This window comes from Acinetobacter sp. AOR14_HL (assembly GCF_027855175.1).
Lineage (GTDB): Bacteria > Pseudomonadota > Gammaproteobacteria > Pseudomonadales > Moraxellaceae > Acinetobacter > Acinetobacter calcoaceticus.
Genome location: NZ_JAKTII010000011.1, coordinates 221,349 through 236,080, shown reverse-complemented (window position 1 = coordinate 236,080; position 14,732 = coordinate 221,349). Strand labels below are relative to the sequence as shown.

The 14,732-nt window shown below is 37.2% G+C and carries 16 protein-coding genes, 1 tRNA gene and 2 pseudogenes; 11 read left to right on the top strand and 8 right to left on the bottom strand.

Translation table 11 applies throughout. The features are described 5' to 3' along the window. Positions 1-48 precede the first annotated feature (48 nt). A complete protein-coding gene (sxtP, locus tag MKL38_RS11250; RefSeq protein WP_017391009.1) occupies positions 49-1,293 on the top strand; it encodes a multidrug efflux MFS transporter SxtP in 1,245 nt (414 codons plus the stop codon). A 23-nt stretch (positions 1,294-1,316) separates the two neighbouring features. Continuing rightward, positions 1,317-1,646: pseudogene (locus tag MKL38_RS11245) on the top strand (gamma-glutamylcyclotransferase family protein). Between the two features lie 51 nt (positions 1,647-1,697). Here the strand turns inward: MKL38_RS11245 and MKL38_RS11240 are convergent. Together MKL38_RS11240 and MKL38_RS11235 are read right to left on the bottom strand one after the other, a co-directional pair. Next, a complete protein-coding gene (locus tag MKL38_RS11240; RefSeq protein WP_270903293.1) occupies positions 1,698-2,480 on the bottom strand; it encodes an SDR family oxidoreductase in 783 nt (260 codons plus the stop codon). Beyond that, positions 2,477-2,809 carry a nuclear transport factor 2 family protein gene (locus MKL38_RS11235; RefSeq protein ID WP_270903292.1) on the bottom strand — a complete coding sequence of 111 codons (333 nt, stop codon included), beginning with the start codon at positions 2,807-2,809 and terminating at the stop codon, positions 2,477-2,479. Before MKL38_RS11235 ends, MKL38_RS11240 begins: the two co-directional genes overlap by 4 nt. A 101-nt stretch (positions 2,810-2,910) precedes the next feature. Here MKL38_RS11235 and MKL38_RS11230 point away from each other — a divergent pair, with 101 nt between their 5' ends. The 5 genes from MKL38_RS11230 (at position 2,911) to MKL38_RS11210 (ending at position 5,547) form a co-directional block, all read left to right on the top strand. Further along, complete coding sequence (locus MKL38_RS11230; protein WP_270903291.1) at positions 2,911-3,825, top strand: LysR family transcriptional regulator; 915 nt, start codon at positions 2,911-2,913, stop codon at positions 3,823-3,825. Positions 3,826-3,917: 92 nt separating this feature from the next. Continuing rightward, a tRNA-Thr gene (locus MKL38_RS11225) sits at positions 3,918-3,993 on the top strand. 523 nt (positions 3,994-4,516) lie between these two features. Further along, the gene (locus MKL38_RS11220; RefSeq protein ID WP_270903290.1) at positions 4,517-4,852 is read left to right on the top strand and encodes a DUF6388 family protein; all 336 of its coding nucleotides are present in this window, start codon (positions 4,517-4,519) and stop codon (positions 4,850-4,852) included. 292 nt (positions 4,853-5,144) lie between these two features. Continuing rightward, positions 5,145-5,303: a hypothetical protein gene (locus MKL38_RS11215; protein WP_270903289.1), complete on the top strand. Its 159-nt coding sequence runs from the start codon at positions 5,145-5,147 to the stop codon at positions 5,301-5,303. Positions 5,304-5,319: 16 nt separating this feature from the next. After that, positions 5,320-5,547, top strand: a complete 228-nt coding sequence (locus tag MKL38_RS11210) for a helix-turn-helix transcriptional regulator (RefSeq protein ID WP_270903288.1) — start codon at positions 5,320-5,322, stop codon at positions 5,545-5,547. Between the two features lie 30 nt (positions 5,548-5,577). Here MKL38_RS11210 and MKL38_RS11205 read toward each other — a convergent pair whose 3' ends face one another. After that, entirely contained in the window at positions 5,578-5,832 is a 255-nt protein-coding gene (locus MKL38_RS11205) for a helix-turn-helix domain-containing protein (RefSeq protein ID WP_098729484.1), read from the bottom strand. A 118-nt stretch (positions 5,833-5,950) separates the two neighbouring features. Here MKL38_RS11205 and MKL38_RS11200 point away from each other — a divergent pair. The 3 genes and pseudogenes from MKL38_RS11200 (at position 5,951) to MKL38_RS11190 (ending at position 7,426) form a co-directional block, all read left to right on the top strand. Further along, a pseudogene (locus MKL38_RS11200) lies at positions 5,951-6,490 on the top strand (hypothetical protein). Between the two features lie 77 nt (positions 6,491-6,567). Continuing rightward, a complete protein-coding gene (locus tag MKL38_RS11195) occupies positions 6,568-7,098 on the top strand; it encodes a hypothetical protein (protein WP_270903287.1) in 531 nt (176 codons plus the stop codon). After that, the gene (locus MKL38_RS11190; RefSeq protein WP_270903286.1) at positions 7,082-7,426 is read left to right on the top strand and encodes a hypothetical protein; all 345 of its coding nucleotides are present in this window, start codon (positions 7,082-7,084) and stop codon (positions 7,424-7,426) included. The genes MKL38_RS11195 and MKL38_RS11190 overlap by 17 nt, the downstream gene beginning before the upstream one ends. 20 nt (positions 7,427-7,446) lie before the next feature. On the opposite strand, the gene MKL38_RS11185 is transcribed toward MKL38_RS11190, so the two are convergent. Genes MKL38_RS11185 through MKL38_RS11175 form a run of 3 tightly spaced genes read right to left on the bottom strand, consistent with a single transcriptional unit; the run spans position 7,447 to position 11,200 of the window. Continuing rightward, a complete protein-coding gene (locus tag MKL38_RS11185) occupies positions 7,447-8,553 on the bottom strand; it encodes a restriction endonuclease (protein WP_270903285.1) in 1,107 nt (368 codons plus the stop codon). Beyond that, a complete protein-coding gene (locus MKL38_RS11180) occupies positions 8,550-10,034 on the bottom strand; it encodes a DNA methyltransferase (RefSeq protein ID WP_270903284.1) in 1,485 nt (494 codons plus the stop codon). Before MKL38_RS11180 ends, MKL38_RS11185 begins: the two co-directional genes overlap by 4 nt. A 2-nt stretch (positions 10,035-10,036) precedes the next feature. After that, positions 10,037-11,200: a DNA methyltransferase gene (locus tag MKL38_RS11175; protein WP_270903283.1), complete on the bottom strand. Its 1,164-nt coding sequence runs from the start codon at positions 11,198-11,200 to the stop codon at positions 10,037-10,039. Between the two features lie 1,358 nt (positions 11,201-12,558). Here MKL38_RS11175 and MKL38_RS11170 point away from each other — a divergent pair. Then, complete coding sequence (locus tag MKL38_RS11170; RefSeq protein ID WP_270903282.1) at positions 12,559-12,936, top strand: hypothetical protein; 378 nt, start codon at positions 12,559-12,561, stop codon at positions 12,934-12,936. Between the two features lie 536 nt (positions 12,937-13,472). On the opposite strand, the gene MKL38_RS11165 is transcribed toward MKL38_RS11170, so the two are convergent. Together MKL38_RS11165 and MKL38_RS11160 are read right to left on the bottom strand one after the other, a co-directional pair. Then, the gene (locus MKL38_RS11165; RefSeq protein ID WP_270903281.1) at positions 13,473-13,895 is read right to left on the bottom strand and encodes a GFA family protein; all 423 of its coding nucleotides are present in this window, start codon (positions 13,893-13,895) and stop codon (positions 13,473-13,475) included. A gap of 8 nt (positions 13,896-13,903) precedes the next feature. Continuing rightward, positions 13,904-14,731 carry an SAM-dependent methyltransferase gene (locus MKL38_RS11160; RefSeq protein WP_270903280.1) on the bottom strand — a complete coding sequence of 276 codons (828 nt, stop codon included), beginning with the start codon at positions 14,729-14,731 and terminating at the stop codon, positions 13,904-13,906. Position 14,732 lies beyond the last annotated feature (1 nt).

Here is a 14,732-nt window from a genome sequence, read left to right as displayed (position 1 = left end):
TGAAGCACGCCGAAAGGCGCTGCACCTCTTTTCTGTCATGGTCATGATATGAGCTCTTCATCTACACCCAGCACTTTAAGCACTGAAGCAACTTCTGTTCTTTCTCGCGAGTGGATTCACAAAGGTACTAAAGCCTATAAGCACGCTGGTTTCGCTTTATTCTTGGTAGGCTTTGCTAGTTTCTCTCTGATTTATTGCGTACAGCCGCTTCTGCCAGCGTTTAGCCAAAGCTTCCAGATTAGCCCTGCGAGTAGCTCTTTAGCCTTGTCTTTAACGACCGCCTTTTTAGCGATTTCAATTGTACTATCGAGCGCTTTTTCACAAGCGATTGGCCGTCGTGGTGTGATCTTCAGCTCAATGCTGTGTGCAGCTATTCTTAATATTGTGGCGATGTTTACGCCTAACTGGCACAGTTTACTGATAGCTCGAGCACTAGAGGGTCTGTTACTCGGTGGAGTACCCGCTGTAACTATGGCTTGGATTGCTGAAGAAATCGCACCTGAACACCTTGGTAAAACCATGGGTTTATATATTGCAGGTACAGCCTTTGGTGGAATGATGGGCCGTGTTGGCATGGGCGTTTTGATTGAATATTTTTCTTGGCGCACTGCTTTAGGCTTACTTGGGGCAATCTGCTTTATTTGCTCAATTGCTTTTTTGAACTTACTTCCTGCTTCGCGTAATTTCGTACAAAAAAAAGGTTTGAATTTAGATTTTCACATACAAATGTGGCGTACCCATTTAAGTAATTTCAAATTGCTACGTCTGTTTGCAATTGGATTCTTGCTGACCAGTGTGTTTGTTACCTTATTTAACTACGCTACCTTCCGTTTAAGCGGTGCGCCTTATTCACTGAGTCAAACGCAAATTAGCCTTATTTTCTTGTCATATAGCTTCGGTATGGTGTCTTCCTCATTAGCAGGTGGCCTAGCTGACCGCTTCGGTAAAAAAACCATGATGATGAGTGGCTTTGCCTTAATGATTGTGGGCAGTCTCATGACGCTACTCACCTCTCTTTTTGGCATTATTATCGGTATTGCATTTATTACGACGGGTTTCTTTATTACCCACTCACTCACAAGCAGCTCAGTGGGTGCTGAAAGCAAACAAGCCAAAGCCCACGCCAGTTCACTGTACTTACTGTTTTACTATATGGGTTCGAGCATTGTTGGCTCGGCAGGTGGCTGGTTCTGGTTACATGGCGGATGGAACGCCATAGTCGGCTTAACCGTTGTACTTTCATTACTTGGAATATTTTTAGCGGTTTATACCTCACACGCAAAAGCTCATTAATTTTTAATTTAAAGGAACCTCACATGTCGAGTTTATTTGTTTATGGCACATTAGGCCCAGGCCGACCTAATGCTCATATCCTTGAAAATATTGGCGGACAATGGGCAAGAAGGCTGGGTAAATGGGACCTTACGTAACGAAGGTTGGGGTGCTGATTTAGGCTATCCGGGAATTGTGCTCGATGATGCCGCTAATCAAGTTCAAGGTTTTGTTTTAGCTCAGAACATTTAAATGCAAACTGGAAATTACTTGATGACTTTGAAGGCGAAGAATACGAAAGAGTACCTGTTCAGGTTACTTTAAATAGTGGCGAACGTGTTGATTCGTTTATCTATGTGTTGAAAACCAACTAAATATGATAGCGTGCTGTCTTCACAAAAGCAGACCGCACGCATTTGCATATTTTACACGGTAGGCACAGTTCCACCATCAATCACAAATTCAGTTCCAGTAATTGCCGAAGCGCGATCAGACACTAAATAAGTAATCAAATCTGCAACCTCCTCCGGTCTATTTGGGCGTCCTAACGGAATCCCACCCAAAGCGTTCATAATGATTTGCTTGCCACCGTCATAGTTTGTTTCCGCTTCAAGTGCAAGACGTTCTGCCAAAGCCACAGCAGCTTCGGTTTCAATCCATCCCGGCGCCACACGCACAACACGAATTCCCTTTGGAGAAATCTCTTTAGATAAACTTTTACTATATGTAGATAACGCCGCTTTTGCTGCTGCGTATGCAGTTGTTGATTCTGGTAAAGGTAATTCTCTTTGAATAGATGTTACGTGAATAATAACGCCGGAACCTTGCTCTAGCATCAGAGGTATTAATGCCCGATCTAGACGAATGGCAGGCATCAAATTTAAATTGATTTCTCGCTCCCACTCTTCATCACCCAATACAGCAAATCCGCCTGCTGGGGCAGATGAACCACCTAAGACATGTACAACAATATCAATTTTCCCCCAGTGTTTCTGCACAGCCTGCGCTACATCACTGCATCCTTTAGCTGTAGTTAAATCAGCTTCAATAAAATGCACATTTTGTGGTAAATCCCGTACAGGATGGCGAGCAACAGTCATGACATCCACACCAACTTGATGTAATGCTCTTACAACAGCGGCTCCAGTTCCTTTGCTGCCACCTGTAACCAACGCCCTTTTTCCCAAGAGTTGTAAAGGAAAATTCATACTGTAATCTCCAATACTTCAATTTTTTCATCGTTTAGCTGGAAGGCATAATGTAAATTGATCGGGCTGCCAGGGAAGTTACCCTCCACACGTGCTACAACCAGATGCTGCCCATCTTGCACATCAATGCTCAGTGGTTCCACATGATATTCATATTGAGTTGAAGCCTGCTGCTTCCAGCCTAAGATGGCCTTGTGACCAACATATTCACGACCTTCATCGCGTACAACACCATGCTCTGAAAAACAAGCAACTACAGCTTCTGCCGTCTGCCGATCTGATTCAAAATAGTATTGAATTATTGATGGCAATAAAATTTGATGAACCATATCTCTAAGCCTTATGTGAGTTGATGCTTTTGATTGTAGCTTCACAATATTCTTGTTATAAGAGGGATAATATGGGATGAATTAATGCATAAATCGGGACAATGAATAACACAAGTCTAACTGACCTAAAAGCTGTGATCGCTCTTGCCAACCACCGTAATTTTCGGTCAGCCGCCGTTGAATTAGATATGTCATCTTCAGCACTCAGCCGAAATATTGCTCAGCTAGAACATAATTTAGGGATACGATTATTTAACCGGACAACCCGTAGTGTTTCACTGACCGAAGCAGGTCTACAGTTTTTAACGCGTATTACACCAGCTTTAGAACAAATTGATCTTGCTGTGCAAGAGACATTAGACCGTCGTGCCACTCCCTCAGGAACATTAAGAATCAATGCGGAAGAAGGCATGTCTCGGCAAATTCTGCATTCTGTAATCATTGAATATATACGTCGCTATCCAGATGTACGAGTTGATCTTGTTTCTGATGGAGAGTTTATTGACATTGTAAAAGAAGGTTTTGATGCTGGCATACGTTTCTCAAGTGCCGTCCCACAAGATATGGTTGCCATTGAAATAGGCCCAAAGCAATCCATGGCCGTAGTTGCAACCCCAACTTATTTAAATACACATGGCATCCCCCACATACCTTCTGATTTGTTAAAACATCAATGCATCCGTCTACGATTGCCTAGCGGTAAAATTTATAAATGGGAGTTTTCCCAACACAATGAATCTTTAACTATTGATGTTTCAGGACCTCTCACAATTGACACCTATATGTTAGCCATTGACAGTGCTTTATCTGGTATTGGCTTGGCCTATACAGGGCATTGGTTTGTAGCTCCGCTCATCGAACAAGGTAAACTGGTACGGGTTTTGGAGGACTGGACGCCTCTCTATGCTGGTTTATGCTTATATTACCCACAAGGAAAACACCCGAGTGCCGCATTACGTGCTTTCATTGACTTAGCACGTGAACAACGACTCATTCCTTCCCATCCAATTCTTTAAACTATCTTTCATTATCAGATGTGAAAAACCATCTAACTGCTCATTTTTTAGCTTGTATTTTTTTTAAGAAACTGTAAAATTCATTCCACATCGCCGGCATAGCTCAGTTGGTAGAGCAACTGACTTGTAATCAGTAGGTCCACAGTTCGAATCCGTGTGCCGGCACCATCATTAAACCTCATGAATATTTAATTTATGGGGTTTTTTGTTATCTGTAGGTTTAGCTCAATTCTGGCCCAACGGACTATTTTGTGGTCCATTTGATCGATAATCTGTTGGTCCAAATAGATCATTGGACCTGCTCTACTTCCCTATCCAACATGTTCCTCATATCGTTTCCAGCTCTTTGGCTTTCCATGCGAATTGCGATGTCGATACATCAACTTTTCATAGTTGCTATCGCTGCACAGAGCAGGACGCATTGAAAACTTAAAGCGTTAGGGGAATTTTCAAGGTTACTTGTATTTCCTGTTTCAAACAGGACATCTAGGCTAACCCCCTAAAAGTTCTGGGGAGTTTTGCTTTATATGATCCTATCTGTAGAACTATGCTATGAATTAGTCCCTTCTGAACAATCCCCCTAATCCTCTACAACCAATTAACGAATAATCCCTTTATCTTTTTTTCCCGCAACATTCCATCTATGATGCATTTATTACCAAAAAAAAACATTAGTTATTGAGCATCTAACATGAAAGACTATTCGGAATATTTCAATGAAGCTGTTGCTTCTTTTCTTGCACATAATCCTACTCTACAAAGAGAGTTTGCAAGCATTACTGTTGATAGAGCAGAGAGTATAGGAACTACAGTGGAAACACTTCGCTCACAAGTCATGAATCAAAAATTCGTTGAACATGCAGCCCTATTAGGTATAGAGCCAATTCATTTAGTCCTGCAACTCATTGATGCACCTGAAGATGAAAAGAACCAAATCCTAAAAAACCATCATCAGAAGCTTGCTAGTTCTATTGGTGTTGATTGGCAGAACTACATAGCAATAAACCCTCATTTATCCCATCTATAATCAAATTACTCCCCTGTTCTTGAGTAGGTTAATGGGGGTTTTCTTTTGCTTTCATTAATGAAAGTTTTTTATTGTGGCATTTAGGGAGGATTTTTTAAGGTTCCTTGCATTTTCTGTTTCGGACTGGACATCTAGGGGGAATGCCTGATGGTTGTGGGGAGTTTCTTTAAAATAACCACTCTTTTTATGGGGTAAAAATCGCTTGGCTCTTATGGATAGAGAGAACTGTTTCTGTATTTGCCTTGAGTTTGCATAGATATTATCTACATGGTCTATTAACCAAGGAGTGACCATGAAGAAATACTTTCCTGAGCTTGATAATGTTTCCGACATCCTTGCATCAATTCCTCATCCACAAATTCAATCTATTGCACATGCTATTCGTATCTGCAATGACCAAGATACGCATGTCCTCACCAAACTACATGCTGTAGTTGGGGTTATGATCTAAGTACATGGAGATAAAAATGAAAGCTTTGAAAGAGTGGCTCAAACAGCAACGTGAACTCAATGATCTGACTCAACAGCAATTAGCTCATAAGCTTGGAAAACCTTTGCAACACATTGAAGATGTGGAACATGGTGATTATCGCTTGGAGGTCATTGAATTTATTTATTATTGCCAAGCCTTGAATATTGACCCTCATCAGGGTATTCGCTTAATTGATCTTGATCCTCAAGAGCAAAACAAATAGGTCTCTTCTTAATAGTTATTATGATCCATATCAATTTCTTGATGCTGGAATCGCTTGCCTAATCTGCTCTAACCCCTCCTCTGGGGTAACTCCAAGTATACGGCAATACCACACATACTCGACAACATCTAACCGACGCTCACCTTGTTCAACCTTTTGAATGTACGAGTGCGGTTTACCCATGCGTTCAGCTAATGCACGCATAGTGAGATGTTGTTCTTCCCGCATTTGCTTCAACCACTTAGTTAAAGCCTGCATTTCTGGGGTATTAATACTTGCTGTCATGTACCTATTATCGATACAATATATCTTGTACCCAATATAGATACATTTAATATGTAACTAATCCTGAAATCAGAACTAAGTCTTCACTTCCTAACGAGAAAATATAAGGTGTATAAAGATGGGGTTTTCAAATTTAATTAGCTCTGCACTGACTGCAGTAGCTACATTCTCTGGTAATCCAGATGTTCAACAAGTTGCTAATTCTGCTAATGAATTGGTAGTTTCTTATCAAGCTCAGCAACAACAGGAAATGGCTCAACGAATCATAAGTTCGCCTGATGGCATTATCCCTGTAACTGAAAAAGGTAAAACTGTCTGGCGAGCTTTGAAATACAACGCTGACGGAGAAATTACTGGCTTTGCTGACTTTGATACTAAGGAAGAATATTTAGTGTTGAAGCAGCAGGAACTTCGCGCTCAACAAGCATTAGAACAGCAAAGGAAAGCTGAACAAGCTACCCAACGTCAGTCTACGACTCAAACCAAACGTGCAGGTGATGTCTCAATTGCTGATCTTGATGCATATTGACAAATGCTTGGCACCATGCAACAGGCTTCTATGGGTGCTTTGAAAAACTGCTCTCAATATGTTGAAAGCTCCCCCCCTTGGAATGCTTGCGTACAACGTGAAGTACAAAAGATTGAACAGCGTAGATAACTAAACCCATTATCAATTTATTAGTCCCGATGATCTTTACAGGTCATCGGGATTTTTTATTTCTAAGGAATTTCAACATGCAACAACGTGTATTCGACAAAGCGAATCAAACCCTGATCAAAACCTTTATTTGCAACAAGCTTTCTGAACGCTCTAAAGGTCAATTGCATTATCAACTTTGGCAAGACAATGAGGATTTATCTCTTGGTATTGCTTTGAGCCATAATGAATCATCGGGTGGATTTAGTTCTGAACTCATCAAGGTGGATGACATCCTCAAAACGGTCAAAGAATTATTACTCTCAGGGAAGCCATTCCATGCAACTGCCTTGAAAGGCTTATTCATTGGAAAATCCGTCAACAACTATAGTTTCTTGGGTGCAGTTTTAGTTGATCAACAGGTTATTCGCTTACATCCGCAAACAGCCCGTTTACTGGAAGTGATCGAGGAATATGAATTATGGGCTCTTCGCCTTGAAGAAATAGTGGGTAAAACTGATATTCAAGAGAATATAGTGACTAAGATTCCTGCCAAACGTGGTCCAAAACCTAAGAATCAAACTATCGAATCCGAAGTTGAGGAACAAGCAGATGATGAAATGCATTAAGACCAAAGATGATTTATCACATCTACACAATGAAGCGATTAAGGAAAGTATTTCCAATCACATCCAAACTTTAGAACAGCAGTATGATGCACCTTACCAAGCCACCCTTCATGGGTGGTTTATTATTTGTGAAGATGAATCTGATTTATCTGAACCACTCGCCAATCTGACCTTTAGCTTTAGCGATAAGCTTCACTTAGGTGAAGTGGAATATATCGAAAAGAAAGAGAACTGGTATGAGGTTTATGTATTGCTCAATGATAATGAAGGCATATTAATCTACGTTCCGAATGACGTATTCGACAATCATTCTTTGACAGAGATCTAAAGCTATATTAATAAAATTATCTATAAAACAAGACTAGCTCTAACCTTACCAATTTTAGAAACACCAATAACTCTAGCAAAGTCTGCATTAGAAATATAACCGTACTGTTTACCCTGATGACCAATCATATTTACTGCATATGGAAATAATAAGCTATAAGCCGTCGTATCTTTTCTAAACACACGTAGTTCATAATCTTTTTCACCGATTCTAGAAATAGCTACCATATCCCCAGTTGTGGCTATTTTAGTATAACGTAGTTTAGAAGTACCTAACCGAAAATCTAAGTTATTTTCGGCTTCAAAAGTAACTCTACACTCAGTATCAATCAAACTAAGATCTACATAGTTCATATTAATCAAACAAGAATAAGTAGCCTTATGACCTCTAGCATTTCTAATAGTTAATGGTGGGAAAAAATCATAGCAATCTTTACTCAGCCAAAAATATTGTGTTCCCTTAGCTGCATTAGAACCTTGAGCAGCATTAATTCGAGCTGTATCAGCATGGCTTAAGGTCAGTAACATGGTTACTTCTTCTGTATCATCTAATTGAATATCACCAGCTTTTTCATCATAAAGTAACTTCCATGCTGGATCAGTTAAACTGGATAAATTAGGTTTAAAAAACTGCCAACTTTGATTGGTAATACCATCAAACATATCATTCCACGAGAAATTCATACTTTTCGTAGAATCCTGATCTAAAAGCACTGCCATCTCTACATTTTGAGACATACCAGGAGCAGTGAAATTTCCAGATGTTACAATAAGAGAATCACCAGCACTTGACATAGTTCCATAAGATTTTGCATGCAGTAATCTTTTCCGATTAACAATATGGACTTCTGCTCCACAGTTCAGCATCTCTTCAACTACTTGTTTACTTGTTAAACGCGAAGAAGTGCTTCCTGAAAAAACTGCAACGATTTTTCCACCATTCGCTTTATGTTCTTTAAAGATTTCATAAAAACGAACTCCTCCATTATAATTTGCAAATCCAGAGATAATAAATATAGTTCCATCCCCAGGAGTATGTTCCTTTACCCAAACACGCTCCAAAAGATGTATTAGTCCTTTACTTCGCCCTGTCGCATACACATTAGGATGTAATGTTAACTCGTTCATATACTTCTTAAAATTATTAAAGTCTCTGTATTAATAGCATTATTTTGATGATAACCATATCTCTGATAGGTCTGTAATGGAATTGACTCTATATGCTTCCACCCACAATGTTCAGCAATTTCTGCTAAATGTTGTGGAGTATCAATATCAAATCTATGACCACTTAAGACCGTATGATTACCACCGATAATTAAACCAAATGGTGCATTTGGTTTCATCACAGAATGAACTGAGCTAAACATTTTCTTCATTCCTACGAAATATCGGTACAACAAAGTTGGAACTGCTTGCCGTCTAAATCCATCTTCTTCTGTTAGTGCATTCTGTAACATTATACAGTAGTCAGCTTGTGATTGAGGAAGGTTATCTGAATTTGATAATAAACTATTAAATAAATGGTCTTTAGCAACTTTGCCTCGTACTTCTCGGCTACCTATTAATCTAGATTCTAAAGGAAGAATTTCTGTTGGAGGAATTAATCCTAACCAGACCAGACTTAAACGTTGAGTATCAATATAAGGTAAAGCAGTAGCATAAGGAGGACTTGTAAGTGCCGCATCAAATTTAATTGAAAAATCATCCGACTTCACATTTCTAATATCTATATTGATTGCCTTGCTTGTTTCTGGACATTTTTCAATATATTGAATTACAGAAGATTTTCTTTCAATAAAGGTTAATACAGATCTCTTAAATACTTCTAAAAAAGGAGTTTCTGGTAATGGGCTTTTTCTACGTCTAATACGTAAATCGTTTGGATCTTGCTGTGAATATTCTCGTAATAAATTACTAGCAAGAACTAGTAAGATATTCTTAGAGTTAAGAGCATATACCTCAATTGTCTTTTTCAATTTTTCCAAGAGTTTATAAATATCTTGGTCAAACCATGACAATAAATATTCAGTTCTTTTGTCTTCAGGATCTTCGACTAAATTACACTCATTAACATGCTTAAGTACTGCTTCTAACTCTTCGCGTAGGCATAGTGAATCAATTTTTAGAGCTTCTAACTTAGCATTGGCTATATATACAGCTAGAGGATTAATATCCGTACCATTTGCATGAATCCCCAAATGAGCACTTTCAATCAAGGATGTCCCAGAACCACAAAATGGATCTAAAATGTGATCACCGGTTCTAACCTCAAACATATTTAATAGGGCTTTTACTACTTGGGGATTAAACTTACCTTTATATTCATGTAAGCCATGAACAGAATACCTTGTAGCTTGCCTGTTAGTATTTGTTGCAGTGTTTTCTAATAAAGCTTGAGTGGTGGGGCTTACAGATTTATCAGAATTTACTACTGAAGAAAAATAAACCAATCTTTTCAATACATCTGAAGAAACCTCTTTATTAGTGAAAAATCCATTATCAGTTTCTACAAGCTCAAAATCCGAAAGTAAAATTTCAGCTTCTCTCTTTGCAAATTCCAACTCATACGAAAAATATTTATAATAGTGCTTAATTAATTCAGTCATGATTATTTCTGTTTCTGTAAAACCAAAACAGTTTCAGTTTTGATATTGCCATATGAAGGGTTGAAAGATTTACTCTTAGAAGCAATTACTCGCTCTATCTGAGCAGTCTTTGTATAGCCATGTTGAGAAGCGACATCTTGAATGATATCTGCATTATCAATAATCTTTCCTTTAATCTTAGATCTGCCTATAACAAATGCGGTGTACCCTTTGTCTATTAAAACGTTATCTATAAGATCGAATGTCCCATTCATCTGATGCCAAAAATTTTCTTCAGTGTGAGCATTTTTTTTGAAGAAATGAGCACGAGCACCAATCTCTTTTTCTTTAACTTTTAAAGGATCAAATCCTAGCCACCACATTCTATATTTATGATAAAGCCAATATTCATACGCATTAGGATACGGTGGTGATGTCACAACCATACCTACATCTTTCTTAAAATCTTCAGGCTTAACTTCTAGAGTATTCGATTGAATAAGCTGTACATCTTTTAAATTCCAAGTTCTAGCAAGAAGAGCAGTGTGAATTTTTTTAACAGCATTGATGAAACTTGAAAACACATCTTTTGAAGTTATATTTTTTTCAACCGCAGCATATCTAGTATCACTATCTTGATTTGATACCTTAACTAAAATTGAAGAAAGAGATAATCGAAGAACATCAAATAAGATTTCATTGTCTTTAAACTTTTGAATTTCGTCTAATAAAACAACAATGGATTCTTGAATATCCTTTTTAAACCAATGATCAATATTTGGAATATCTAACTCCAAATCAGAAGATCGTCCTTGAGCCGAAGTGACTATATCCTCTGCATGCTTTAATAAATTTTCAGGGGTAGCAGAAGTTTTTACTTTCGTAATTAAGCATGCAATAGGGTTAAGGTCAATTCCAACTGCTTCTAATCCTAAGCGTTGTGCCTCCATTAAAGTTGTTCCGCTACCAGCAAAAGGATCAAGTACAGGCAACCCGTTATTAAATGTTCTAATTAAAGATCGTGGAAGTTCACCTATAAATTTGGCTGGATAAGGATGTAAAGACTCAATAGGATGGGCTTTCTCTCGGTTAGCAAAGCTCCAATCTATGTTTAACAATTGTTCATCAACACTTAATTGATTGATTAAATTGCCATTTATATCTTCAAACAACTTCAAATTACTCACTCAGACCACTAAAAAATTTGGGGGGAAATAATTTAGTAATTCTATAACATCTACCAGATATTAACTGCTAATTATTTATAAAAAGAATATTACCTAACATGAAAGCTCATCTAAAAAAATTATTAATCCCCTTAACGATAAAAACGTCTATCAGACGAAAAAGTTCAATTTACGAGCTCAACAGTTCTCAGATATATGGTTCGCTTCTTAACAAATACAAAAGGGTTTAAATGAATTACCACTAATATCATGTTTTTCATAAACATTTCTCTTTTTTCATTTGTATTCTCTGGTCAAAGAGACTCATCTATCGACCTCTCGGAGAGCAGAGAATACAAATGCGGAAAATATTTTCCGCATTGAAAATATGAAAATTCCTTTGAATATTATGGAAAAATAGCAAGAATTAGGGGGAGAAATTGATATAAAAGAAAAAAAATCCCGACACTCCCCTCTATCACTCATCGCATCATCTACTAGAACATGCTTACAGTCACAAATGATCAAAAGATTACGGTCATATCCGCTGTTCAATGATTTAACACGGTCATTTACGGTCTATCAAAATCTCTTATCTTTCTACGGTCTATTCTTACAGTCGGTAGCAATTTTACGGTCCATCAACGGTTTTGTACCAAATTTTCCAGAATGGAGGTCTTATATATCTTAGGCTTACAAAAATGAATATTTTCCTATGAGTCTATAAATTTTTGATCATACTCTTATTTTTCAACAACTTATAATAAAATAAATCCGGTCTCATTGATTTTATTCAATATTTTACAAATTTACGCCCGTACAATATTGAATTTATTCAATAAAAATAATAAGTTACTCTTACTTGTAATCAGTAGGTCCACAGTTCGAATCCGTGTGCCGGCACCATCATTAAACCTCATGAATATTTGATTTATGGGGTTTTTTGTTATCTATAGGTTTGCAATACGCAAAAATTATAGCTATTTCCAAAATCTGGTACAGATCTATTGATCTACACCCTTCAAATTATTTTTCGTATTTCTGCAATTCAGTAACCATCTCTTTTGCCGCTGCTATAATTTTAGGCAAAACATATTAATAATAGTTTTAAAGAATATCTTTTCGAGAAAAAGCTCTTGTCAAAAACTTTGTTTTTTAAATTCAATAAACACTTATTATAAATCTAAACTTCAAAATAACTTTCTAAAACCAATTTATTCTTTTAAAAGCGAAATATGATGCTGCTACTTTATTAAAAAATATAGGATTAAAATAAGAAATATTAAAAAGATAAGATTATAATGCGCCCCCAAATAAGGTCATGTTAATAAGACCTATTTTATAAACTTTAATTCATTAAGATACCAACAAGGAAAAATATGAAACTCCGTTTTATTTTATCTGCTTTATTTCTAATGTTGCCTTTAACAACATATGCCCAAGACACCACATCTCAAATTCAAAACGTTGCAAACCCACCAATTTGCTTAATTGAGGGTACTCCTTCAGCAGAACACTATAAATCTATTAAACGAGTCAAAGTCGCGAAAGGAACATATGGTGGTTTTGAAGAAATAAAACCTAAATTAGCCACTGTTGCCCGTAAATATGGTGCAGATGTGGTGATTAATTATCATCAAAGCCAAAGATTTGGTTTCTGGCCGTGGCGTATTGTTCGTCCTGTACTTACAGGAACTGCCGTGAAATGGAATACGCCTGTTGATTGTGCGGCCTTAGGTGGAAAAGAAATTCGTTAATACAAAATGAAAAAAGCCCAACATCCTGTTGGGCTTTTTTCGTATTTCGTTACTAGGTACACTTCCTGTAATACCTCACGTCCTGATGCATAAACTTATTGTTGTTGTTTTACGTTTTGGAACTTCCTGTTCCCGTTAAGTGCATCATAGGTAATTTATGAGGCCATAAAAAGACGCAAATTTCCCGAATGAATGTAAGAAAAAGCGTACATGGTTCTTTTAAATTTAAAACTTGATTTATCTATCATTGAAATAAAAATATGAATTTATAAATAAGTTCTGTTCGTCAATTAAATAAGAAAACGATATAATGAGTTTATTACTTTATTTCTAAAATAAATTTAAAAACAACAAGGAACGAGATGTTTACTTTGCCATCAAATATTTTTCAGCCCTTAGCGCTCATACTCGCATGCCTTATTTTTATTGTAAGTAAAATGCCTCAGCTAAAATTTAGAAAAACCATATTATTTTTAGCCATTGGCAGCCTTACTTTAATCATTGTTTTAGGAATATTTGGCTTCTTTAATTAAGTTTTATTTCTTGCTCTTCTCTATCATTTTTTCAAAGTGTTTAAGGTTTGGGTTGAGCGTATCCCAATTATAGGCTTGGCTCACAAAGACTTCCGCCCTAGGCTGATAGAGACTTGGGTCATCTAAAGTGCCTGCACGTATTGAAATCATTTCAGGGGCAATTTCAGGCAAGCCAAAAAGCTGAGAACCACAAGTCGGGCAAAACGCTCTTTTAATGGAACGACCAGAAGAACCTAAAGTCTCAAAATATTTAAGCTCGCCACTCACTGTTAATTCAGATTGATGAAAAAAAGCAATTGGCGCATATGCCGAACCCGTCGCCTTCTGGCAATCTCGACAATGGCAATTAAAGCTATAACGTGGCTCCGCTTCGCTTTGATAGCTCACAGCTCCACATAAACACGATCCTTGATATTTAGCTGACATGGCTCATCCTATTTTTTTATTGCTGTGATTTGAATATAACGTACATATCCATTTTGGTAGAGTTGTTGGCATAACTTTGCAGTCATTTGAATTTTAAAATTTGCCAACCCACGGCTTTGGTTTTGGTCTTGTTGATTTTGAATATATTGTGAAAAACCGAGTAATACAGGTTCTGATAAATCTTCAATTTGAATATCGACAAAACCTTGTTGTTCCAAGGCATTTCTTAGCATTTTCTCGTTTGGTACATTGTCCCAAACCACGTCTGCTGCTTTAAGCAGATAGCGATACTTTTGTTCTTGTAAGACTGTCATGTTTTGACATGAATCAGCTTTCATTAAGTAATGAAAACCTAATCGGCCTTTTGAATTTAAAACTGGAGTGACTGAATCTAGAAATGAATTTAAATTGCTGTGATAAGCCGCGTCGATACACAACACCACATCGAAGCGTTGTTTAAATTCAAATTGTTTTAAATTTAAAAATGAACCACAGAAAATCTGGTTTACTTCGGGAATAAGTTTTTGAATTTTATTAACACATTTAGATTGTAGTTCAACTGCACTAAGGCTTTTGGGCTGATAGTGTTGTACCCAGTGCATTAAACTTGCACCCTGTCCGCAGCCTAAATCTAATAGATGATCTTTTGAATTTAAATTGACAGCTTGTGCCAAATGGTCAGCCAATTGGCAACAAGCTTCACGGTAGTTTTGGGTATTTTTCCAAAAACCCAAATTTGTCCAAGCAAGCTCTTCGTCATCTCCCAAGCTTGATGCATCAATTGCATATTTATGAGGAATGAGTTTAGAAAGAGCTGCTCGAACTTTTGTTTTCACA